At 27.3% G+C, this 24,496-nt stretch carries 22 protein-coding genes and 2 tRNA genes; 9 read left to right on the forward strand and 15 right to left on the reverse strand.

Features of this window, described 5'->3' with window-relative positions:
* The first annotated feature begins 88 nt into the window (after positions 1-88).
* Complete coding sequence (locus ACJA25_RS03320; protein ID WP_406615343.1) at positions 89-1,795, forward strand: transglutaminase domain-containing protein; 1,707 nt, start codon at positions 89-91, stop codon at positions 1,793-1,795.
* Between the two features lie 61 nt (positions 1,796-1,856).
* Here the strand turns inward: ACJA25_RS03320 and ACJA25_RS03325 are convergent, their stop codons facing one another.
* From ACJA25_RS03325 to ACJA25_RS03395, 15 genes are all read right to left on the reverse strand, one after another.
* Positions 1,857-3,509 carry an APC family permease gene (locus tag ACJA25_RS03325; protein WP_406615345.1) on the reverse strand — a complete coding sequence of 551 codons (1,653 nt, stop codon included), beginning with the start codon at positions 3,507-3,509 and terminating at the stop codon, positions 1,857-1,859.
* A gap of 38 nt (positions 3,510-3,547) precedes the next feature.
* Complete coding sequence (arcC, locus tag ACJA25_RS03330; protein ID WP_406615347.1) at positions 3,548-4,480, reverse strand: carbamate kinase; 933 nt, start codon at positions 4,478-4,480, stop codon at positions 3,548-3,550.
* An 11-nt stretch (positions 4,481-4,491) separates the two neighbouring features.
* Positions 4,492-5,535 (reverse strand): ornithine carbamoyltransferase, encoded by a 1,044-nt coding sequence (argF, locus tag ACJA25_RS03335; RefSeq protein ID WP_406615349.1) that lies wholly within the window; start codon positions 5,533-5,535, stop codon positions 4,492-4,494.
* A gap of 44 nt (positions 5,536-5,579) precedes the next feature.
* A complete protein-coding gene (locus ACJA25_RS03340) occupies positions 5,580-6,779 on the reverse strand; it encodes an arginine deiminase family protein (protein WP_406615351.1) in 1,200 nt (399 codons plus the stop codon).
* A 197-nt stretch (positions 6,780-6,976) separates the two neighbouring features.
* On the reverse strand, positions 6,977-7,930 hold the full coding sequence (locus tag ACJA25_RS03345) for an ATP-binding cassette domain-containing protein (protein WP_406615353.1): 954 nt from the start codon (positions 7,928-7,930) through the stop codon (positions 6,977-6,979).
* A 16-nt stretch (positions 7,931-7,946) separates the two neighbouring features.
* A complete protein-coding gene (locus tag ACJA25_RS03350) occupies positions 7,947-9,773 on the reverse strand; it encodes a hypothetical protein (protein ID WP_406615355.1) in 1,827 nt (608 codons plus the stop codon).
* A gap of 163 nt (positions 9,774-9,936) precedes the next feature.
* Positions 9,937-10,890: an ABC transporter ATP-binding protein gene (locus ACJA25_RS03355; RefSeq protein WP_406615357.1), complete on the reverse strand. Its 954-nt coding sequence runs from the start codon at positions 10,888-10,890 to the stop codon at positions 9,937-9,939.
* Between the two features lie 16 nt (positions 10,891-10,906).
* Positions 10,907-12,748: an ABC transporter permease gene (locus tag ACJA25_RS03360; protein WP_406615359.1), complete on the reverse strand. Its 1,842-nt coding sequence runs from the start codon at positions 12,746-12,748 to the stop codon at positions 10,907-10,909.
* Positions 12,749-12,765: 17 nt separating this feature from the next.
* Positions 12,766-13,740: a hypothetical protein gene (locus tag ACJA25_RS03365; protein ID WP_406615361.1), complete on the reverse strand. Its 975-nt coding sequence runs from the start codon at positions 13,738-13,740 to the stop codon at positions 12,766-12,768.
* Between the two features lie 3 nt (positions 13,741-13,743).
* A complete protein-coding gene (locus ACJA25_RS03370; protein WP_406615363.1) occupies positions 13,744-14,625 on the reverse strand; it encodes a Cof-type HAD-IIB family hydrolase in 882 nt (293 codons plus the stop codon).
* Between the two features lie 72 nt (positions 14,626-14,697).
* On the reverse strand, positions 14,698-15,399 hold the full coding sequence (gene rsmG / locus ACJA25_RS03375) for a 16S rRNA (guanine(527)-N(7))-methyltransferase RsmG (protein WP_406615365.1): 702 nt from the start codon (positions 15,397-15,399) through the stop codon (positions 14,698-14,700).
* The gene (locus ACJA25_RS03380; RefSeq protein ID WP_406615367.1) at positions 15,374-16,354 is read right to left on the reverse strand and encodes a ribose-phosphate pyrophosphokinase; all 981 of its coding nucleotides are present in this window, start codon (positions 16,352-16,354) and stop codon (positions 15,374-15,376) included. Before ACJA25_RS03380 ends, rsmG begins: the two co-directional genes overlap by 26 nt.
* A gap of 97 nt (positions 16,355-16,451) precedes the next feature.
* Positions 16,452-17,213: an ABC transporter ATP-binding protein gene (locus tag ACJA25_RS03385; protein WP_406615369.1), complete on the reverse strand. Its 762-nt coding sequence runs from the start codon at positions 17,211-17,213 to the stop codon at positions 16,452-16,454.
* A complete protein-coding gene (locus ACJA25_RS03390) occupies positions 17,213-18,247 on the reverse strand; it encodes a FecCD family ABC transporter permease (protein ID WP_406615371.1) in 1,035 nt (344 codons plus the stop codon). The genes ACJA25_RS03385 and ACJA25_RS03390 overlap by 1 nt, the downstream gene beginning before the upstream one ends.
* Positions 18,228-19,286, reverse strand: coding sequence for an ABC transporter substrate-binding protein (locus ACJA25_RS03395; protein ID WP_406615373.1), 1,059 nt, complete (start codon positions 19,284-19,286; stop codon positions 18,228-18,230). Before ACJA25_RS03395 ends, ACJA25_RS03390 begins: the two co-directional genes overlap by 20 nt.
* A 259-nt stretch (positions 19,287-19,545) precedes the next feature.
* On the opposite strand from ACJA25_RS03395, the gene ACJA25_RS03400 reads away from it, so the two are divergent.
* From ACJA25_RS03400 to ACJA25_RS03435, 8 genes are all read left to right on the forward strand, one after another.
* The gene (locus ACJA25_RS03400) at positions 19,546-20,931 is read left to right on the forward strand and encodes a DUF2179 domain-containing protein (protein ID WP_406615375.1); all 1,386 of its coding nucleotides are present in this window, start codon (positions 19,546-19,548) and stop codon (positions 20,929-20,931) included.
* 77 nt (positions 20,932-21,008) lie between these two features.
* Positions 21,009-21,572, forward strand: coding sequence for a tRNA (cytidine(34)-2'-O)-methyltransferase (locus ACJA25_RS03405; RefSeq protein ID WP_406615377.1), 564 nt, complete (start codon positions 21,009-21,011; stop codon positions 21,570-21,572).
* Complete coding sequence (locus ACJA25_RS03410; RefSeq protein ID WP_406615379.1) at positions 21,562-22,314, forward strand: TrmH family RNA methyltransferase; 753 nt, start codon at positions 21,562-21,564, stop codon at positions 22,312-22,314. The genes ACJA25_RS03405 and ACJA25_RS03410 overlap by 11 nt, the downstream gene beginning before the upstream one ends.
* Positions 22,315-22,324: 10 nt before the next feature.
* A complete protein-coding gene (locus tag ACJA25_RS03415; RefSeq protein ID WP_406615381.1) occupies positions 22,325-22,588 on the forward strand; it encodes a DivIVA domain-containing protein in 264 nt (87 codons plus the stop codon).
* Positions 22,589-23,446, forward strand: a complete 858-nt coding sequence (gene ylqF, locus ACJA25_RS03420; RefSeq protein WP_406615383.1) for a ribosome biogenesis GTPase YlqF — start codon at positions 22,589-22,591, stop codon at positions 23,444-23,446.
* 10 nt (positions 23,447-23,456) lie between these two features.
* Positions 23,457-24,059 (forward strand): hypothetical protein, encoded by a 603-nt coding sequence (locus ACJA25_RS03425; protein ID WP_406615385.1) that lies wholly within the window; start codon positions 23,457-23,459, stop codon positions 24,057-24,059.
* A 240-nt stretch (positions 24,060-24,299) separates the two neighbouring features.
* Positions 24,300-24,374: transfer RNA gene (locus ACJA25_RS03430), tRNA-Cys, on the forward strand.
* 4 nt (positions 24,375-24,378) lie between these two features.
* Positions 24,379-24,455 (forward strand) — tRNA-Arg (locus ACJA25_RS03435).
* Positions 24,456-24,496: the final 41 nt, after the last annotated feature.

Genomic DNA, 24,496 nt, shown 5'->3' on the forward strand with positions numbered 1-24,496 from the left:
AAAAAATTGAAAGATTAGTTCTTATAGCAAGATTTTATTTTTAATAAGTTGAGTAATAAAAGTTTTTTATCTTATAATAATTAAACATATGAAAACAAAGAGGAAAATTTTACTTAATTTAGCAGTTTCTTCTAGCATTTTAGCTATCCCTGTTTTAGCTGTTTCTTGTAATTTAAGAAAGTTTTTTACTTGAGTAAAAGGTTCAATTCAAGATAATGAACTTGAAAAGGAAAAGCAAGAAAAAGAAAAGAAGGAAAAAGAAGAAAAAGAGAAAAAAGAACAGGAAAACACAGATCAAAATCCTAATCATTCTAATAAGGATAAAACTGACGTTATTTCTGATAATAACATTCCTTTTTATATTCAAAAGCAAGTTCCTACTGAACAAGAAAATCAAGAGTTTCTTGAAAAAAGAAATCAATATAAAACTTTAATAGAACGTCTAGCAGGTAAAGAAGAAATTTCCTTTGTTGCTTTGCAAGAAGTAAATAAATTATCTGATGTTGTTTCTACCAACTTTGCCTATGTAAGTCCAAACCAAAATAACAAAAGAAAATTACAAGAGTTAGCAGCAATAACCAATTCAATTTACCAATCATTATTTAAAGTAAATGATTTTGTGTTTAATAATTATTATTTTAGTGAATCAAGATATAGAAAAGAATTAATAAGCTACATTAACTTTTTAACAAAATATTTAGCTTTTTATAATCCAGAAAAACCTAGTTCTGGTCCAATGGCTCATAAAAAGCCAATTATTAAAGAAGTGATTAAGTTGTACAATGATAAAAAATATGAACATATCTTAGTTAATTTTGATAGTTATATTTCAATATCAAATAAGATTCATAATTATTTGAAAAATATGGAAAATAATTTTGATTTGTTTTTCAATGTTGAAGATGCACTTTATCTTAATAAAGATAAATTAGCTTGACAAGAAAATGTTAAAGAAACTAATTTATTAAGTGCTGGATACATTAGAGCAATTAGAAAAAGTTTGCTTTTAAGAGGAACAGCAGAAGTTAAAAACATAGCACATACACCACCTTTTGCATTTAATGGTGAAAATGAACCTAATGATATTATTAATGTTTTAGACCTTATTTATGATTTAACTGGTGGGTCTAATTACTATAATGATGTTGCTTTTTTCAAATATACCAAAAACTTAAATAATGTTTCCTATTCATTTAACTTTGCGTATCGAACTGATTCTCCGCAAGAAGAATTAGAAGTTGATAAATTAGTTTTATCAACTATCCCAAAAATCATTAGCAAAAACTTTGACCAAAAGCAACAAGTTAGAGCAGTACATAATTGAATTGTACAAAATGTAGATTTTTATGAACCAGATGAAACTGAAGAAATGAAATTCAAAATTAGAAGTCCATATGCTTTTGTACATCGTAAATTTGGTGTGGTTTGTGAAGGTTATGCTCGAATGTTTCAAAAGTTTATGACTTTCTTAAACATTCCTTCATGATATTTAACTGGTGATGCAGTAAATCCTGCTAATCAAGTTGAAGGTCATGCTTGAAATATGGTTAAAATTAACAATGAATACTTGTTTGTTGATTGTACTTGAGATGATCCAATTGTTGATAAAACTATTAAAGAAAACGATATTGAGCATAAAAGTATAACACCTTATAGAAATCAATTCCTTTTGGTCCCTTGAAAAACATTTGCAAATAGTAGAAATATTAACCCAACATACTTAAAATTACATTTACAACGTAAACAACTTAATAAAGACTACTTGGACTTTTATCAAATTGTTAATTCACAATAAAATAAAAAAATTAGACTATTCAACCTAAGTTGAAAGCCTAATTTTTTTGTTCGATTTTTAACTATTTAGCTAATTCTTGTTTAATGTAATCTTCGTATTTTTGTACTGATCCAAATTTCTTTTTAGCGTATAGATCTTCGAATACAGTTGGTAAGAATGTTAATCCAGCAAATAAGAATAAAGCAACAATTAACATTACCCGTGAAACGATTATTTCGTTTTTAATAACTTTTGAATTTCCAATCAATCCAAACAACAAGAATATGTCAACAACAGGAACTAAAATAGTAATAGCCATTGACAAGAATACGGTAATAACAGCAATTCATGCCATTGGTAAGAAGTAACGTTTTTTGTCTTTGATTTCAACAAAGTTTTTCTTTCTGTTGATAATTCCACCAAGGATAGCAAGAGCAATAAATCCAAAGGTGAACACAGCAGTTCAGTTTGCCATTAAATCAGCGAAACTATATAGTTTTCCCATTCCAGCATAACTTCCTTCATAATCTTTGATATCTAGGTATCCTAGAGCACCAATGATTGTAAATACAATAACAACTGGGATAGTGATTATTAATGAGTAAATAACACCAAAGATAGGGAAGTTAGGGTTTAATTTACCTTTTGCTTTTCTTCAAAATGGTAATTCACCTTCTGCTAATAAGTCTTCAACATATCTAGGAGCTCACATTGAGAATCCGTTAATAATTCCTAATACACCGATAGCAATCATTAAGTTCATAATTCCTAAAACAATATCAGCAGCTTTTTTGTTTCCGAATAGTTTTTCAAGGTTTGCTGACATTCCAAATACGTCACCACCATTAAGTGTTAATGAGATAGCGATTAATAAGTAGATAATTGTGGTAATTCCTAAACCAATAAATAATGCTAAAGGAGTTTTCTTAGGTTCTTTCATTTCTGATTGAATTCCAGAAGCAACATAGAATCCATCATAAGCAAAGAAGATAGCAGCAATAGCTAAGAACATACCAAGACCAGCACCAAGACCAGTAACACTAGCAATTCCTTTATCATTAAAAATAGCTTCTTGAAAACTCTTAGAACCTGTGGTTTTTCAAGTTAATTCACTCGCATTACTTTTTCCAGCAAAAGCAATTGCTAAACCTAAAACAATAACAGCAACAATAGGAATGAATTTAATTCCTAAAACTACTTTGTTTTGGATATCTCCTACTTTTGATCATAAAGTAGGAACTGTTAAAAAGTATATTGTCATAGCTAAACAAATTGCAGATCAGATTATTCAATCTATATTTTTACCACCTAATATTACACCAAAGGTATTTTTGCCTGCTAATGAGGCTAAAGCATCTTGTAGCGACATAATTACATAAAGTGGCATAAATAAGTAGGTTAATGGAAGGTATACATATACCATAAAGTTTTTAGAAGCCTTAGCTATGAAACGGCTATTAAAAACTTTGTTTCATCCAATTAATGACAAGTTGTCATTACGTACAGATGAAATTTCGATAAGTGCTAATGCCATAGCAATAACTGCAACAGCAGAAATAACTCAACATAAAGCAGCTAAAATCATACTTGAGTGTGAACTTTCAGCAACGCTTTTTGCTTTGAAGAAAATACCAGCCCCAATAGATCCACCAATAACGATTAATAAGGCAGAAATGAAGGAAATTTTCTTCTTTGAGTCTACATTAGCTTGAACTTGTTTTGATTCTTCATTCATTTTTAGTAGATTTCCTTTTTGAAAATTTAATTTTAAAGTTATTTTGCAACAACTCTTGTTCCACTTTTTCCAGCAACAGCTTCTGCTAGTTTGTCTAAACTAGCAATGATTGCTATATTTTTAGGATTTTCTTTAACGAAGTTTATAGCAGCTTGCACTTTTGGTAACATACTTCCAGGTGCAAATTGTTTTTCTTCAATGTATTGTTCAAGTTCTTTAATAGTAACAGTTTCTAACTTCTTTTGATCTGGTTTGTTGTAGTTAACAAAAGCATAATCAACAGCAGTTAAAACTATAAAAATGTTCGCATTAACTTTAGAAGCAAGTTTTGATAAAGCAAAATCTTTATCGATAACTCCATCAACACCTGTAATTTGACCTTTTTCTTCAATGGTAGGAATACCTCCACCACCTCCTACAATAACTACAGTACCATTATCGAAATTTTGTTTAATAGTTTTGATACCAACAAAATCTAATGGTAATGGAGAAGGAACAACTTTTCTATAACCTCTACCAGCATCTTCGATGATTGTAGAATTTGGGTTATTTAATTCTGCTTCTTCTTTTGTAGTGTAAAATGGTCCAACAGGTTTAGTAGGGTTTTTAAACGCTTTGTCATTTTTATCAACAATTGTTTGTGTTAATAAATAAATAACATCTTTATTAATTTTATTATTACTAAACTCATTTGTTAAAGCAGTAAGCATATGGTAGCCAATATATCCTTGTGACATTCCACCAGCTTCAGCAAAAGGTACCATTGGAGTTTTAGCATTTACTTTTTTAGCGTCAGCGAATGCGTTGTAAATCATTCCGACTTGTGGTCCATTACCATGACCTACTAAAACTTCATGTCCTTCTTTAACTAATTGAGCTATTTTTTGTGCAGGTAATTTTACTAGTTCTTTTTGTTCTTGTGGATTATTGCCTAATGCATTTCCACCTAAAGCAACAACAATTTTTGCCATATATCCCGCCTTTAGTATCCTAAAGTAGCCAAGATAACAGCCTTAATTGAATGCATTCTGTTCCCTGCTTGTTCGATTGATTTATTATATTTTGATTGAAATACTTCATCAGTAACTTCCATCGCACCAGTAGCAACTACTGGGTATTTTTTACCAAATTGTTCTTTAATTTCTGCAGAAAATTGGGTATGGTCATCGTGGAAGGCTGGTAAGCAATGTAAGAAAATTACATCTTCCTTAGCAGCTTTAATCATATTCATATCAACTTGGAATGAACCTAATTCTTTAATTCTAGGTTCGAATAGAGAAAAGTCTTCACCTAAAGATACTCATACGTCTGTATAAATAACATCAGCATCTTTAGCAGCTTTGATTTTATCATCGCTGAAACTTACAGAACCACCATTTTGTTTAAATAGTTTTTGACAAGCATCATAAACTTCTTTATAACCTTTTCCAGTTTTAACTAATTCTGCTTGTGCTTTTGGTCCACAAAGTACTACATGCATTCCTACAAAGGCAGCACCAATCATTATTGAACGAGCAACATTGTTTTTAATGTCACCAGCAAAAACGATTTTCTTACCTTTTAGGTCACCTTTGAATTCTTTGATTGTAATGTAATCAGCTAACATTTGGGTTGGGTGTTCATCATCGGTTAATCCGTTTCAAACACTAACACCTGAATATTTTACTAATGCATCAACATCAGATTGTTTAAATCCTCTAAATTCAATTCCGTCATAGAATTGGCCTAAAACCATTGCGGTATCTTCGATAGATTCTTTTTTACCGAAGTTTGAACCAGCTGGCCCGATGTAAGTACAACCTGCTCCTAAATCAGCAGCTGCTACTTCGAAAGCACAACGTGTTCTTGTTGAATCTTTTTGAAACATAATTGCAATATTTTTTCCAACCAATGGACGGTTATTTACATGTAAACCTTGCATTTTTGATTTTTTAAGATCTAAAGCTAAATCAATTAAATAGTTTATTTCATCAGTTGTAAAATTTAATGCTGAATCTAAACTACGTCCTTTTAAATTTCTTGGCATATAATTCTCCTTTTTTAAAATTTTTATTTTTTCGAAATTTAAATTTATTTAAGGTCTTCTCTTACAAGGGGCATTGACATACATCTTGCAGAACCCATTCCTAGAGAAAGTTGATTACCTTTAAAAGAAAGAACTTTTACACCAGCTTTTTCAAGAGCTTTTTCTGTAAGTACATTTCTTGAATAACCAACAACAACACCTGGTTCAATTGTTAAGTAATTGGTACCATCAAAGTGTGTTTCAATATCGATGCTTAATTGTGAAGCACCTTTACCAGCGATTGGAATTAAAATTGGATCTAATCCTGTAATGTCTTTTAACATTTCTGGTAAGGTTTTTTCACATTCAACCATTTTGATATCTTTGGTTAAATCAATTTCTCAGAATTTTAATACTTTCATCATGTTTGGTGAATATAAGAATTTATCTTTATCCATCATTGTCAATCAAGTATCTAAGTGCATTAAGTTTGGCATTGGAGGAACATTAATAGCAACTATTCTTTCAAATTTTGCTTGTGGATCTTTTTTGATCTTTTTAGCAATTGTTAAAATAGCTTCTTTATTTGTTCTTTCACTAACACCTAAAACTAATGTTTTTTTGTTGTAGATAAATACATCTCCACCTTCAATGTTTCCTTCATCTAATCTGTCAAATCAATGAGGTGTGTCTTTATAATCAGGATGTATTTTGAATACAAATTCTGAGAATATAGTTTCTCTTTTACGAGTTACGTATTTCATATTGTTTAATGAAATACCATTTCCAACAGAAGCAAAAGGATCACGAGTAAAATACAAGTTTGGCATTGGGTCAACAACTAAATCACGATCTAATTCGATACCTAATTCAGTTTTTTCAACACCAGCCATCATGATTCTGATCATTCTTTTAACTTCTTTTTGTGATAGTAAATATGCTTTTACTTTTTCACGTAATTCTTTGGTTAAAATTGGTTCAGCTTCATTCAATCATTTTTCAATGAAAGCATCTCTTTGATCAGCTGAAGCGTGTTTTCAGGTTTCAGTAACCAAGTCATCTAGTTGAATAACTTTGATTCCTCTATCAGTTAAGATTTTTAAGAATCTTTTATGTTCTTCAATAGCTTCATCCGGTTCAAGAATAGCTGAAAACAATAATTCTTCTAAACGTGCCGGCGCAACCCGCCTTATTTCATCGCCAGGGGTGTGAACTAGGACTTCTTTTAGTTTTCCTATTTCACTATAAACATTTATCTTGTTCATGTCTAACCTTTCAAAATATAATTTTCAGATAAACTAACTTACTATTAATATATTTATCAATAATTTATTAATTTATCTTATTAATAATTATATAAATAAGAACAAATTGCTATGGTAAAGATTCCACTTTTCGCTTATTTTTATGTAATTTTTCATTTTATAAATAAAAAACAAAGAGGTTTTTCTCTTTGTTAATCTTATTCCATACCTTCTTGTGAAAAATAAAGTTCATTTAAACTTACTTTGTTGTCTGCGATTTGCTTAATATTTAATTCTTTTTTAAGTAAATCATTTAATAATTTGTTGGTTTCATTTGGTTTTTTTAAACTGAAAAGAACCCAATATTCATTTTCTTTTTCTTTGATTTCGAATTCAGATGCGTGTTTTTCAAAAATCTTTTTGATTTCGTCTTTTTGTTCTTCTAAAACATTAGTCATAATGATTTTCTTGTTTAATTTTTGATCTGATAATTTTTCATCAATTTTGCCACTATCGATAACTTGACCATCAGCTAAAATAGTATAAGAATCAATGTATTGTTCTAGTTCTAATAAAATGTGTGAAGAAAGAAAAATGGTTTTTCCTTCGTTTGAAAGCTCTTTTAATTCTTTGTAAAGTTCGATTCTAGCAGAAGGGTCTAAATTAGCAGCAGGTTCATCTAAAATTAATATTTCAGGGTCATTAACTAATGCTTGCATTAGTAAAACCTTTTTCTTTTGACCAGATGATAACTTGGTTGCAGATTTGTTAAATTCTTTGGAATCGAAATTGAATTTTTTCAATAAATCATTTGCTTTTTCTTGAGCAGCAGCCTTTTTCATTCCTGATAATTCAGCAAAATATTGAACATACTCTTTGATGGTTAAGTTTTTAGGAAAAATTGCAATTTCAGGAATATAGCCAATTTTTTCTCTTGACTTTTCATTTTTAAAAGAAATTCCGTTAATGTAAATTTCACCTTTAACATCTGGATATAGACCTAAAATTGAACGAAAAGTTGTGGTTTTCCCCGAACCGTTGTTTCCTATAAAACCGTGGAATGAACCTTTGGGGACATTGAAAGAAATGCTGTTTAAAGCTATTTTTTGTCTTTTTTTCGATTTTTCATTAAAGATTTTGGTTAAATTTTTAATTTCAATAGCGTTTTCCATTTTATGCTCCTTGGTTTTATATGTGGAATGTTTTTTTGTTGTGTTTTCAATTTCCTAAAAAGACAAATCCGGTAGAAAATGAAAGTAATACTATGATTGAAATATATCAAGGTATAGAAACTCACACAGAAACTTTGTAATGTGAATCATTGCTAATTTCTTGTAATTCAAATGGGATTGATTTATTGTCTATATTTAGTTGATCAATTTGGTTAAAACTAAATATATTTTTAATGTGTTCTTCTCACATAATGTGATAAAAATTTTCAAAAATTATATTGTTTTCACCAGCATATCTATAGAATGAATACATTGCTGTCATTTTGAAAAATAATTCTAATTGTTTATAAAAATCAGCTAATAAGTATTTATGAGGAGTATCTCATTTTAATTCTTTTCACTCTTCTAAAGTTCGATTTAAAAATGTTGCAAAATCATTTTTGTTTTTTTCTAATTCACTTACTCATTTAAAAGTAGTGTTATGAGTATCAACTCTAAAGACTTTTTCCTTAACCAAGAAGTCAACTACTTCTTTTTGAAAATCTTTATTTTCATACATTTTTGCAAAATAGACTTCTTTTTTCTCTTTTGCTACTTGACCGTGTTTGTCTAATTCAATTTCTTTTGCTACTGTTTTGGCAAAAACATTAGTATAAAAGTTTGAAAGAAAATCGAAATACTTGTTAACTAATGCTTTGTTTTCTTTAAGATCTTTACCAATTTTTATTTCTTTTTCATAACTAAGATCACTATTTTTTTTAAGGTAATAAGTAACGGGAGCAATTCTTTTGGTTATTTGTTCTTTTGAAGTTGCTAAAACTAATTTGATTTTTCCAACATTTTCTTTTGGGAATTCAACATCAAAAGTTACTAGACTTTTATCATGTTTACTAATATCAAATTTTGTAACATGCGCTATATAACTGTAGCTTAATTCTTCTGAATTATAAATATTATTTGTGTGTAGTTTAGAAATGGTGTCAAAGTATTCAAATAAGTTTAATGGATAAAAAGATTTATATACATTAGCAAAAGTATAATAAGAATTATTAGTTAAAAGTTTATATTCTAATTCGCTATCTGGTCTAATAGAACCTCTTTCATCATATCTTCGTTCTAATGAATAATTTGGTCTTATTATTGTGTCTCATTGGGTTTTTTCTTGATTAATAATTTTGTTGTTAGCTTTAGAATCCTTACTTAAAATGAGAATTTTTTTTAGTCCATCATTTGCAATTTGTCTATAAAAGGTACCATAAAAAACTTGAGCGATGAAAAATGGAGTTAAAGCAATCAAGGGCATTGAACCAAGTAAAAATGAAAATAATTTACCATCAACTGAAATTGAAACCAATGATGAAAGACTTGATAAAAAGATTGTTATTAATGACGATGCTAATAAAATAGTAAAAAATGTTGTTCTTACATTATTATCAAAATATTTGAAAACAAATAAAAAAGGAATAAAAAAGCAAAGTCAAAGAATAAATACAAATGCTAAAGATAATAAAAATACTAATAATAGGTTTGCAAAGTAAATCGTTCTTCTTTTTATTGATTTTGTTAAAAGCAATAATTCTATCCCTTCGTTTTTATATTTATATTGAATCGTCGCTGCTACATAAGCTATAGACATAACCATAAGAACATAAAATAAATATTTAACTATGTTTATTGCTATAGATGATGACAATTTTTGTACTTCATCTACTTGAGCAGTATGAACAAAATATGAAGCTAAAATACTAAGAGTAAGCAAGATAGTAGTAAAAATAGAAAGAATAGCATATGATGCTTTGGTCTTAAAAAATATTTTTGCTTGGATTTTCATTATCGCTTTCATAAAAACTCCTTTTAAATTCGTTTTTGTTTTGTTTCTTAACATCTAGTAAAACTTAATATTTATGAAACAAAATGTCATATTTAATAAATGTATATTTATTATAAGTTTTTAACATATTTTTCAAACATAAAAAACAAAGAGGTTTTTATGCTCTTTGTTAATCTTATTCCATGCCTTCTTGTGAAAAATAAAGTTCATTTAGACTTACTTTGTTATCCGCAATTTGTTTAATATTTAATTCTTTTTTAAGTAAATCATTTAATAATTTGTTGGTTTCATTTGGTTTTTTTAAACTGAAAAGAACTCAATATTCATTTTCTTTTTCTTTGATTTCGAATTCAGATGCATGTTTTTCAAAAATCTTTTTAATTTCTTCTTTTTGTTGTTCTAAAACATTGGTCATAATGATTTTCTTGGTCAATTTTTGAGTTGATAATTTTTCATCAATTTTGCCACTATCGATAACTTGACCATCAGCTAAAATAGTATAAGAATCAATGTATTGTTCTAGTTCAAGTAAAATGTGTGAAGAAAGAAAAATGGTTTTTCCTTCGTTTGAAAGCTCTTTTAATTCTTTGTAAAGTTCGATTCTAGCAGAAGGGTCTAAATTAGCAGCAGGTTCATCTAAAATTAATATTTCAGGGTCATTAACTAATGCTTGCATTAGTAAAACCTTTTTCTTTTGACCAGATGATAACTTGGTTGCAGATTTGTTAAATTCTTTGGAATTGAAATTGAATTTTTTCAATAAATCATTTGCTTTTTCTTGAGCAGCAGCCTTTTTCATTCCTGATAATTCAGCAAAATATTGAACATACTCTTTGATGGTTAAGTTTTTAGGAAAAATTGCAATTTCAGGAATATAGCCAATTTTTTCTCTTGACTTTTCATTTTTAAAAGAAATTCCGTTAATGTAAATTTCACCTTTAACATCTGGATATAGACCTAAAATTGAACGAAAAGTTGTGGTTTTCCCCGAACCGTTGTTTCCTATAAAACCGTGGAATGAACCTTTGGGGACATTGAAAGAAATGCTGTTTAAAGCTATTTTTTGTCTTTTTTTCGATTTTTCATTAAAGATTTTGGTTAAATTTTTAATTTCAATAGCGTTTTCCATTTTATGCTCCTTGGTTTTATATGTGGAATGTTTTTTTGTTGTGTTTTCAATTTCCTAAGGCGATAAATCCGGCAGAAAGTGAAAGTAATACTGTGATTGAAATATATCAAGGTATAGCAACTCATACAGAAACTTTATAATGTGAATCTTTACTAATTTCTTGTAATGTAAATGGGCTTTTTACTTTAGGTAATGAAGGATGTTCTCACTTACTAATAGATAAAGAAGGTATAGAGAAAATGTTATCTTCTTCTGAATTAACAAGTGAAAAAACGTCAGCAAAAGTTATATTGTTTTCACCAACATATCTAAAGAATGAATATGTTGCTGTCATTTCAAAAAATATTTTTAAACGTTTGTAATAGTCAATCAAAATTCGTCAGTTTTCAAAATCAGTTGTTTTTATATTGGTTTTCATTTCATTTAAGTAAGCTGAAAAATCATCTTTTGATTTTTCTAAGTCAATTACTCACTTCAAAGTTTCACCATTTAGTGATTTAATTTGGAACATTTTTTCTTTTACTAAAAAATCAATCACTTCTTTTTGGAATGTTTTGTTTGAATATAATTTCGCAAAATATATTTCTTTTTTGCTTTTTGCTACTTCAATATGGTTGTTTATTTCAGTTTCTTGAACTATTGTTTTAAGAAAAGTGTTTGAATAAAAGTTTGAAAGAAAATCTAAAAATTTATTAACATTTTCTTTACTTTTTTCTTGGTCTTCTTTTCTTTCCATACGTCACATATATTTATTACTTCATTCAATTAAAGATTGATAATAAACAGTAGGAAAAATGAAATTTAACATTTCTTGTTTTGAAGTTGCTAAAGCTATTTTAATTTTCTTTTGATTATTTTTTGGGAATGCAGAAGTAAAAGATATTGATTTTTTATCAGCATTAGATAAATCAGCCCTAGAAATGTGTGCTATGTAATTGTAATTAATGTCATTTTTGTTGTAAATACTATTAGAATGTAATTTTACGATGCTATCAAAATATTCGAATAAATTAAATGGGTAAATTACATTATGTATTTTTGCAAAACTGAAATTTTTAGGATTTTTTAAATTGTCATATTCAGTTAATTCGTGTTCTTTCTTAACATTTCCAAATTCATCATATCTGTGTATTGTATGATTTTGTTCAATTGTTGAATCAAATTGAGTGTTTGGCTGTTGATTAATGATTTTTTTATTTGATTTCATATCTTTACTTATTAGAAAGTTATTTTTTATTCCACCCGATGTAATGCTTTCATAGTAAAAACGATAAGCAACTTGAACGATGAAAAATGGAGTTAATGCTATTAAGGGCATTGAACCTAATAAGAAAGCAAACATTTTACTATCAATTGAAATTGAAACTAATGATGAAAGACTACTTAAAAAAATCGCAAATATAATTGATGCTAATAAAAAAGTGAAAAATGAAATCTTTGAATTTGTTTCCAAATAATTAAAAATAAATAAGAAAGGAACAAAGAAAGAAAGTCAAAGAATAAAAATGTAAATTAAAGATAATGAAAATACTAATAACAAGTTGGCAAAGAAAATGGTACTTCTTTTAATCGATTTTGTTAAAAGTATTAATTCAACTCCCTCATTTTTATACCTATATAAAATCGTTGCAGCAATATATGAAATAATGATTAGAATAAAAACATAGAATACATACTTAATTATTTGAATCGGTAATTCTGAAGGTATTTTTACTCCATGACGATAAGTAGTATCATAAACTAAAACCGCACCAAAAATACTAAGCGTAAGCAATAGCACAGAAAAAATAGAAATAATAATATATGATGCTTTGGTCCTTAAAAAGATTTTTGTTTGAATTTTCATTAACGTTTTCATAAACATTTCCTTTAAAATTATTTTTTGGTTTGGTCATTAATATCCAATATTAGCGATATTAATTCTTCCTTATCCATTTCTTCAGCGGCAAAAATATTCATTTTTTTAGCAATTAATAATAATTTTTCATTTGGTAACTGTACTAACTTATTGTAGTATTCCATTCGTTGGACGAGTTTTGAATCCACAACTTCTTTTTCTTGCTCTGAATCTACAAGTTGTGCTTCTTCTTCTGTAGATTTATAATCTGAAAATTCATCTTTATCATCTATATTTTGAGTTTTATCTTTGTCGTTCATTTCGTTTACTTTTTTCATAAACTCACCAAAATTAAACTCTTTGGTTTCACTTAATAAATCATTGAATAAGTGTGAATTCTTTTTAAGGATTTCTAATCTAGCAATTTGTTCATTTGCCATAATAAAAATCTTAATTTGTCTATTAACAGTTAGATCAAAAACAAAATTGATTGCAAAATATATAACTGGAATTAAGAATAAGTGTCAATCTGCAAATAAAACATTTTTTCTATTTATAATAGTTGCTAAAAAGGCTATAAAGTATACAACTCCAATAAAATTCATTGTAGAAATAAAGACAAATGAACTCTTATTCATATGTAGCAAGCTTTTTAAATTGTATATTCTAGTTCAACTAATAATAAATATGATCGTAAATACTAAATTAAATGTTAAAATCAAGCCTATCACAATTGTGAAAACCGAGAAAAATCCATTAGCGTTTGTTTCTACTTCAGGATCACTAAAGGGTTGCGAACTGTTAGAATTAAATTCATGAAACTTGTCAAGAATAATTTTTTTAATATTCTTATCAGAAACTAATCACAAGAATTGAGACAACAATAATCCAGTTAATATAAGCATTAAAATAGCAAAAACAATGAAAAATGGTCTAAAATGCGTTTTTTCATATTTTCAAAATTCTTTTGCATTTTTTGCTTTTATAAATTTTTCGTTAAAACTTCTAAACATAATTTATCCTCTTTTGGCTTTTCTTTTTTCCATTTGGTCTTGCTTTTGTTGCATCTCATAATCAAATTTAGTTCTATAAATATAATCTTCGATAGCTTCAATTAAACCTAATTGATCAACTGCAGAAGTATGATATTTTGCATTAGGTCTAGTTTCTTCATCAGCATTTGCCATTGCGTAAGAAAAACCGGCAGTTTGAAACATTGGAATGTCATTTTGACTATCACCAATAGCCATTACTTTTTGAACATCTGCATTAAAAAACTTTTCACAATATCATTTAATTCCAGAACCTTTATCAACTCCAATAGGGGTGATTTCAATGTGTGAGTTTAAATTAATTATTTTCAAATTAATATTTGAAGAAATTAACTTTTGATAAATGTTTTTTATTTCTTCTTCGGTACCATAAAATTCGATTTTATTTAAATCCTCTGGCATTTTTCCCGATTCATCTCAATCATAATATTCACAAAAACTTGAAAGAAAATCTTTCATTTCCTTATTAGCGTTATTTAAATAATATTGGTCAACTCCAAAAAGATACATTCTTCCGTTGAGTTCTTTTGCAACATCAAAAACTTTTTGAGCTTCTTTTTTATCCATATACACAACATTTAAATATTTATTTTCAAGTACATCATATGCTGATGAACCGCCACCAGTTACTAAATATCTACAATTTATTGCTCTAGCTAACCTTTTTATTTTTTCAAATGGTCCATTTCCTGTATTAAGAATAAATTCAGCATCATGTTTTTCTTTTAAATGCTGTAAATAATCTTTGGTTTTAGGATGCAAAACTTTTCCTGGGAATGGATAAATAGTTCCGTCTACATCACTAAAAATTATTCTCTTAAAAGTTTTTTTATTAGTTGTATTCATAATTTCAATTATATTAAAAAAGCATATATATTAATATTTAATAGATTGCTATGTGCTTAAAAATATCAAAATTTACTTTTTTAAAATTTGATTTCAAGTTAATGGTCAATTATTTGGGGTCTTATCTTGTTTCTTACAAATAACTAAATAGTTATCATAAGTGTCGTTTTCTTCAATTTTAGCTACCTTTTGAATTTTAAAATTAATTGAAATATCGGTAACTTTTTTTTGGGCATTTAATACTTCTTCATTGTAATTTTTCCCTTTAATAAAGACAAAAGAACCATTTGTTTTAAGCAAATGATAGGATGCAAAAATTAAATTTTTTAGTTCTGAAACTGCGCGTGCTGTAATTAAATCAAAATTAGCAGTGTCTTCTTTTGCTTCCTCTGCTCTTAAACATTTAATTGTTAAATTAGTTAATTTAAAATGATTTTTGATTTCAACAAGAAAATCAAATCTTTTTCTAATAGGTTCATAAATTGTTAAATTGATATTAGGAAATAATAACATATAAGGAATTGAAGGCAATCCAGAACCTGCGCCAATGTCTAAAATTTTGGTTTTATTATCAATTTCTTTGTATTTGTTTATCTCTATTAAGCATTGTAAAGAAGAAAGAATTCCTTCTTTCCATAATTCTTCCTCGTTAAAACCAATTAAATTAATAACTTTATTCTTTTCTAATAAAAGTTGCACATACTCTTCAATTAATGAAAAATTTAAATTTTGTTCTTGGCAATAATCTTTAATTATTTGTTTTGATGATTTCATCTTTTAAGTTCACATATAATTGAGAAATTGATTCACTCTTTGTTGAATACTCAATAACTTTAGATAATATTTCATCTAAACTTACAATTTGAATTTTCTTATACTTAGAAGTTCAAGCACTATTGTCAATTGAATCAGTTATAAATACTTTGTCAATAATTGGATTGTTTTCAAAACTATCAAAGCCTTTGGTAAAAATTCCATGAGTAGCTGCTATAACAATTTTCTTAGCACCATGTTTTTTTAAGGTATCAGCTGCTTTTAAAATTGTCCCACCTGTATCAATGATGTCATCAATAATAACTGCATTTTGGTCATTGATATCACCAATTAGACCCATAACTTCGGTTTGGTTAGTACCGATTCTTCTTTTATCTACAATACAAATTTTTAAATCATCTGAAATTAATTCAGCTAATTTTCTTGCTCTAACAGTTCCACCGTGGTCTGGAGAAACAACTGTAAAATTGTCAGCATATTTCTTAATAGCTTTTGCTAATGTATATTGACCTCTTATGTCATCAATTGGAATATCAAAGAACCCTTGGATTGCTGGGTTATGTAAATCAACAGCGATAATTTTTGTTGCTCCTGCAGTTTGTAATAATTCAGCAACTAATTTTGCACCAATTGGTTGTCTTGCTGCTGCTTTTCTATCTTGTCTTGCATACCCATAGTATGAAAGTAAAATAGTAATCGATTTAGCGCTTACTCTTTTTAATGAATCAATAAAAAGAAGCAATTGCATAATGTTGTCATTAACAGGTGTTGATGTACTTGCAACAATGTAGCAATCTTTATTTCTAACAGTTTGTTCACTAACTAACATCATTTCACCATCAGCAAAAACCGTTTTAGTAATTGGAGTTAATTCAATTTTCAATTTTTTAGCAATTTTTTGTGCCAAATTTAGTGAGTTTGACATCCCAAAAAGCATAATGTCATAATTCTTCATATAACCTTCTTCAACAATTAAAATATGATTCTTTAATTATAAATTAAAATAAAGTCTAATGTCTTATAAAGTAAGTACAAAACCTACTTTTTTTACCTTAGATAGTGATTTCACTATAATCTAAATCTTTAGAATTTTTAATTTCTTCTCCAAAAATATGTTTTAAATTTTCAATTTTAATTACTTCTTTTGCTTGTCCGGACATTTCTATATTTTTGTCATTCAAAAGAAGAACCTCACAATTTAGTTTTAAAGCATGATTAGGATTGTGAGTTGTAAAAACAACTGTTTTGTTTTCTAAAGTGTTAATTACTTGTAAAACTTTACTTTGGTTTGCTAAATCCATAGCAGACATTGGTTCGTCTAAAAATAAAATATTTGCATCTTGTAAAATTGCAGCACAAAAAGCAACCATTTGTCTTTGGCCACCGGACAAATGATCCATTGGTTTGTTATGTAAATCTAAAATGTTAAATTTTTCTAAAACATCTTTTATTTTTTCTTGTTCTTCATCTGTTATTTTATTTTCAAAAATTTTCTTGTTGTGTAAAAAACTAAAAGCTAAATATTGCTCAACTGTGTCTTTAAAATATAAATCTATTTTTTGAGGTACATAACAAAAGATTTTTGCTCTATCTTTATGTTTGATATTTTTTAACAATTGGTCTTGTAAAAAGATTTGGCTTCCTTTGTCTGGTTCTAAAAAACCATTTAACAAATTAAGCAATGTTGTTTTACCAGAACCATTGATACCTAAAATTGCATACACTTTATTTTTCTCAAAATTAAAATTAATATCCTGCAATATTGGTTCTTTATGCTTTGCATATCTAAAAGTTAGATTTTTGATTTTTATCATTATTTACCTCTTTTGAACCTAAATAAATAAACAACAATCATTGGGACTAAACAAAGAATTCCTGAAATAGCAGATATTGGAATTTCATTGCTAGTTATACTTCTTGACAAAATGTCAACTCAAATCATAAAAATTGCACCAATAGGAATTGAAAAATAAATTGTTTTTTCATTGTTATTTTTAAAAATCAATTTTAAAAAGTTAGGTAACACTAATCCAACTCAAGAAATTACACCTGAAACAGCTACCGAAGCACTAATTAAAACTCCGCCTATAATGATTAATAATCATTTGTAAAAATTGTAATTTAAACCTCTTGTTTGTGCTTGCTTTCTTCCTAAACCCAACAATGAAATTCTTCACCTTAGTATGAAAATAATAATAAAACAAGGAACAACTAATAAAGCTAATATCACAACTTGCATCATATCTGCTCTTGAAAATGAACCCATAGTTCAAAAGATAATTGAAGGTAAAGTAGTATCAGGATTAGCAAAAGTTTTTATCAAACTAACGATTGAAGTCATTATTCCAGCAATTAACATCCCTGATAAAAGTAGATTAATTTTGGCATTCCCTTGTTTAAATGATTTAGATAAAAAGACATTTAAAGCCAAAGTCAAAATTCCCATGACAAAAGACATAAAAAATAAAACTAAATTACCTCCTAGTCCTGTCATTCCTAACACTATACAAAGTGCCGCACCAACTGATGCTCCATTAGAAACACCCAATGTACTTGAAGAAACTAAATTGTTATTAAACAATTGTTGGTATATTACACCGGTTAATGTTAAAGATATTCCTACTAAAAGTGCTGCTAATGTTCTAGGTAATCTTAAAAACATAACAACATTGTAATATGTCAAATATTCTTCCTTGTTGTGTTCTATTAAAACTTCTCAAAGGATTTTGGGTGAAATATAAATCCTACCGATCGAAAGACTTGCTAAAAAACTTAAAAATACTAGTACTATTCCTATTCAAAAAGAAATAGGGATTACGTATTTGTTTTTAGTTTTCTGTTTTTCCATTGTAAATCAAATCAATTTGTTCGTTGGTTAAATCAAAATTGAAATAAGTTTTATAACAATCTTTTATCATTTGTTTAATATCAAAGTTAAAAAGACTTGGGTAAGCAACATTTGCTAAGTGAGCGATTAAAATAGGTGTTTCCACACTCAATTGTTCAAAAGCACTTACACCAATTGGGATATTAATAAATGAGTTATTTTTAGCAAAATTTAAACTAGAAAATTTTGGATCTTTATTAACTCAGTCCTTCATATAATCTTGATATTGGCCGCCTAACAATAAGTAGTCAGGATTAACTTTAATAAACTCTTCTTCAGAAGGTTTGTCATTTGTGATTTCTGATGCACTAAAATGTAAAAATTTAAAAATGAAATTTAATAATGAACCTGAAGATTCAGTTCTAATTTGTTTCTTTTGTTGATCTGATCTTAAATAAAACATTTTCTTGTCAAAAGAAAGATTAGCAATTTTGCTTTTAATTTCTGCTAAAAGTTGTTTTGTTTCATCAATTCATTTTTTCGCCAACTCTTTGGTTTTTCCTTCAAATAAATTAGCTAAAAGTTTTGGAAAAACATATAAAGATTCTTCATTAAATTTACCTTGATCATACTGATTGATGGTAATTGCATCGATTTTTTTATCCAATAGATTTTTCTTAATGCTTTCTTCAAAAACAATTACTAAATCTACTTTTCTACTAAAATAGGTTTCTATTGTTTCATTATATGAATATGGATAATAGTTTTTTATCTCGTCTTTAAAAAAGGTTGTTAATCATTTGTTGCCTAATGTTTTATTGTATATTCCATCAATTTTATCTTTAAGTCCAAAAGCTAGAAGCATATCGAAAGCAGAACGAGATTGGCAAGCAATTTTTTCTGGTTTTTTGTAAATGCTTACTGGGTTTTGACTCATATCTTGTAATACAAATTTGCTTGTTGCTTTATTAGAAAACCAACAACTAGAACTAATTAATGGCAAAGATAAAAACAAGGACGAAATAAAAAGTGATATTGTTTTGATAATTTTGTTTTTCATTAAATTCCTCGTAAATTAAGTAATAAATTTTTTATCAATAAATTTTACATTAATAATAATTTATTATTAGTATTGCTTGATGTACTACTAAAAAGTTTGTTTTAATCTTAAATATCAAAGTGACATTTTGTTTTAGAAATCAAAGTGAAATAATGCTTATTTTGCTAATTTTGATTTAATTTTATTTTTCATATATAATCTTATGGTGAGTTTTTGAGGCTTACTTTTTTTATTTAAATAATTTATGAAAGGAGTTTAAATGTCAAAAGAAGAAAAAGACAATCAAAATATCGAGAATAAAGATGAACATAATCATGCAAACGATAATGATGTTGTTTTTGTAGGCGATGTTAATGAAGGCAACAATAATGCTAGTTCAACAACAAGACCTAGATTAGTGTCGAAAAAGAATGTAAATTACAAGTACACTAAAATGTCAAATTTTATTCTCAAACTTTCACATTTTTATGGCCCTATGCCTTTTTGAAAACTGATGTTAATAACTTCAGGTTTAGCAATTCTTTTTGGGGTTATAGGTGTTTTCTTAGTTAAAAATCCTGGTATTTATAACTTTGGTTTAGCAGCCTTTGGTCAAGCTATTTCAAAATTAACTGTTGTTTTGTTAAGAAATGTTAAGGTTATTACACCAACCATTTCAAACATTATTGACCACGCATTATTCTGAATTATGTATTTGGTTTTAAGTATTCCAATATTTGTTTTTGGATGAAAGAAATTAGGAAGAAAATTCACCTTACTAACTTTACTATTCTTAGTAGTTTCTAGTGTTGTTTCCTTCTTATTAGGACAAATTCCAGGTGTTAATAAGTTATATATCATTGGTGATTTTAATCACCCTGAAGTTCCTCAAGCAATTAAAAACTACTTAATTAACAATAAATGAGGAGGAAAAGATATGTGATCTCAAATTCCTCTTGATTGAAATAAAAGTGGTGGAAATATAATTGCTCAAATTTTATTAGCAGTTGTTTATGGAGTTTTATTAGCATACTTCTTTGCTATTATTGCTATCATCGGTGGTTCTGCTGGTGTTACTGGAATTATTGGCGAATATTACTCAGTTTATAAACAAAAAAACTTTGGTGCTATTAACGCATACATCAATTTAATCATTATCTTAGTTTCAGTAATTATTGGTAATTACTTGCCTGCTTCAATTTTATTAACTGACATTAAGAAAATCGATGTTGCACATTTACCAGTTGAATTAACTGGTATGGCTGATGAAATTAAATACTTACAAAATTTAACTTGAAAACCTTCATTATACTTTTCACCTAACTTTATTTCTACTTACATTTGCAACATTGTATTTTCAATTTATCTTGATAAATTATTCCCAAGATACAAACTTGTTCAATGTAAAGTTTATACCCACCATGTTGAAGAAATTAAAGTTGAATTGAACGAAGATGAAAAAGCTATGAACAGCTTTTCTATTACAGAAGGAATTGGCGGATACTCAGGAAGACCTTTAAGTATTATTTCATCAATTACACTTTATAACCAAATCCCAAGATTAATTTATAAAGTTAGAAAAGTAGATCCAAAAGCATTTATAGCAATTAATAACATTACTAATGTTGATGGAAATATTTATATCCCTCAAACTAAAAGAAGTTAATTATTTTAAGCAGGAACTCTTTCCTGCTTTTATTATTTTGCTATACTAATAAAATACAAAATAACGAGGTAAAAAAGATGTTAAACATTGTACTTTTTCAACCAGAAATTCCACCTAACACAGGTAATATTATTAGAACTTGTGTTGCTTTAAATGCTAAATTGCATATTATTAAACCTATTAGTTTTGATTTAAATCCTATACATATGGCTCGTTCTGGGGCAGGTAGATTATTAAGCGATATTCAACATGAAGTTCATGAAAGCTATGAAGATTTTTATAAAAAATATCCAAAAGTAAATATTTTTTATTTAACAAGATACGGTACTAAAACTTATTCAGATGTTGATTTTGTTGCTTCAATGAAACAAAATAAAACTAATGATATTTGATTGATGTTTGGTCGTGAATCGACAGGAATTGATAAAAATATTTTATTCAACAATTTGGATAAATGCTTGCGGATTCCAATGTTTGAAACTATGCGTTCAATCTATTTAGCTAATTGTGTTGCTATACTTGGTTTTGAAGTTTTAAGACAATTAAATTTTGACGGATTAAGCAAGTTTGAAGTCCAAAAAGGAAAAAATTATCTTAAGTCCAAAGTATGAATTGAAGAAGAAAATAAAGATGGAAAATAACAAAATCATTAGTTTAAATAACCAAGAAATTAAACTTCTAAAAAGCTTAAAAAAAGGTGATTCTAAAACCAATTTGTTTGTAGTTGAAGGTTACCACTTAGTTCAAGAAGCACTTAAAAATAATTGTCTTTTAAAAGTTTTTGAAATAGATGAACAAAACAAATTAAGTCATTTAAAAACTAATAAAAATATTCAATACTTTAATGTTAGTTATCAAATTTTAAAAGTAATAACTGACACCCAACATCCACAAGGAGTTGTTGGTTTGTGTTCAAAAAATAACACAAATAGTAAACAAGACAAAATAGTTTTTTTAGACAATGTTCAAGAACCTGGAAATGTAGGAACTATCATTAGACTTTGTGCTGCTTTTGGTTTTGATAAAGTTATTGGTAATATTGCTTTTAACAATTCAAAAATCATTAGATCATCGCAAGGCGCAATATTTAATGTTGATCTAGAACAAATAAACAACAGTGAAAATAAAACAAGAATCCAAAAATTAAAGGAAAGTGGTTATCAAATAATTGCTACTTGTTTGGATAAAAATTCAATTCCATTAAGCAATTTAAGTACTAATTTAAATCAAAAAATAGTGGTCATACTTGGGAATGAAGGCAAAGGAATTGATAAAGAAATTCTTGAATTAGCAGATGTTAAAATTTATATACCTTGTAATTTTGAAAGCATAAATGTTGCTTGTGCTGGTGCAATTATTTTGGATAAAATTTATAATAAATAAAGGAGCAAACATGACAGAATCTGACTTTGATGAAATAAATGAAAAAATTAGAAATAAAAAATTTTCACATTACATAAATGGTTATTCACCTATGGAAGTAGATTCATTTTTAGATGCTTTAACTAAAAATATTGAAGAGTTAAAAGGTTCATTGGAATACTTAGAAAAGCAATTAAATAATGAACTAACTATAAATAGCAAACAAAAATCTAAAATTGAAAGTTTAGAAAAAACAATAAAAAGATTAAAACAATCTTCAAAGGTTGAAAAATAAATGAATCAACAAGATATAGAACAAAAGAACTTAATCAATTGATATCCCGGACATATGGCAAAAGGAATGAGAGAAATCAAAGAAAATTCTCATTTAGTTGATTTAATCATTGTCATTTTAGATGCTAGATGTCCAATTAGTAGCTACAACAAAGATTTTGATCAAATCGCGCCAACCAAGCCTAGATTGTTTATTATCACTAAAAGTGATTTGATGGATCCTAGCAAAAAAACAATGATTAATGAAAAATTCAAAGATAAACATCTTCTTTGATTAGATTTAAGAAAACCTAATTCAAAAAAGATTATTGAAGACAAAATTAATCAAATCACTTTTGAAAAGCAACAAAGAGATTTAAAAAAAGGTTTATTAAAACCTAGAATTAAAGTTTTTGTTGTGGGTATACCTAATGTTGGTAAATCAAGTTTAATTAACTTATTAACACAAAAAAAATCTTTAAAGGTTGCAAATTTTCCAGGGGTAACTAGAATTAAAAATTGAGTATCAATTGGAAATTTATTTTTAATGGATACACCGGGGATTTTATTACCTAAAATTGATGATTTAGAAACTGGGATTAAGTTAGTGGCTATTAATTCAATTAATTCAAATATTTTTCCTAAGCATTTTTTAGTTATAAATTTTTTAAAATTAATATACAAGTATTATCCAAAGTTACTTGAAAAAGAATTTAATTTTTCTAATCAAATCACAAATGATGATGAAGCAAAAGTTTTAATTGATAAAATTGCTACTGATAGAAAATTTATAAATCAAAAATTACAAATAGATTACAATCGAACATACTCATATGTTGAAAATTGAATTAAAGACTTAAAAAATATTACTTACGAATAAAAGGAGAAAAATGAATCAACAAGAAGAAAAAAATGAACAAATAAATCAACCTGTTGAAGAACAACAAGAAGTTAAAGAAGTTAAAGAAACTAAAACAAATGATTTTGTTAATGAAGTTATTGAAGCAAGTGAAGAAAAAAATCCAATCGTTGCTGAATTAGAAAAAAAGAACAATGAAGACAAAGAAAAATTGGCAAAAATGAATAAAAATGAGCTTTGATACAACCATATCAAAATAAATAAAGAATATTATTACAGAAGAGCAAATAGTAATATTAATATGGCTTTTATGGTTAATATTTTTACAATTGCTGTTGTTATCTTCGTTATTATTCAATTGTCAACTAAATGAAATGAATTAAAATCTTCTGGTAATAAATTAGTTTCATTATTTATCTTTTCTAGTGCGATGATACTTTTTAGTGGTTTTTTCTTATACAACGGAATAATTAATGTTTATTTATTATTGGCAACTAAAAAGTTTATGAGAAAAGATCCAAACAATGAAGACACTGAAATTAATGATCAATTTGATCAAGAGATTATGAAGCTAGTTAAAAAATATGTTAAATTCAGCTTTAAAAGAAAACCTATATTCCAAAGCATAATATAAAACAAAAGCGGAGACAATTCTCCGCTTTTAATATTAAAACTAAAAGTACTTGCGCACAAGTGCTCTTAAATCATATACAAGAAAGGAGCGTTAAGCTCTTAAGCAACTGTCCCTATGGGAGCAATAACCGTTTATTTATAAACGCATTAAGTTCATTATATAATATTTTTTATTGTTTTGTATTCAAAAAATAAAAAAATGTTATATCATTAATGAAGCATTTAATCATTAGCCATAAACGGCACCATAGCCAAATGGCCAAGGCACGAGTCTGCAAAACTCTGATTACGGGTTCGAATCCCGTTGGTGCCTCCAAAATGCGCCCATAGCTCAATTGGACAGAGTGTTTGGCTACGGACCAAAAGGTTGCGGGTTCGACTCCTGCTGGGCGCGCCATATCATGAAAATGCCAAATATCCTTTGTTGGATATTTTTTT

Source organism: Mycoplasmopsis hyopharyngis, from assembly GCF_045276885.1.
Taxonomy (GTDB): Bacteria; Bacillota_I; Bacilli_A; order Mycoplasmatales; family Metamycoplasmataceae; genus Mycoplasmopsis; species Mycoplasmopsis hyopharyngis.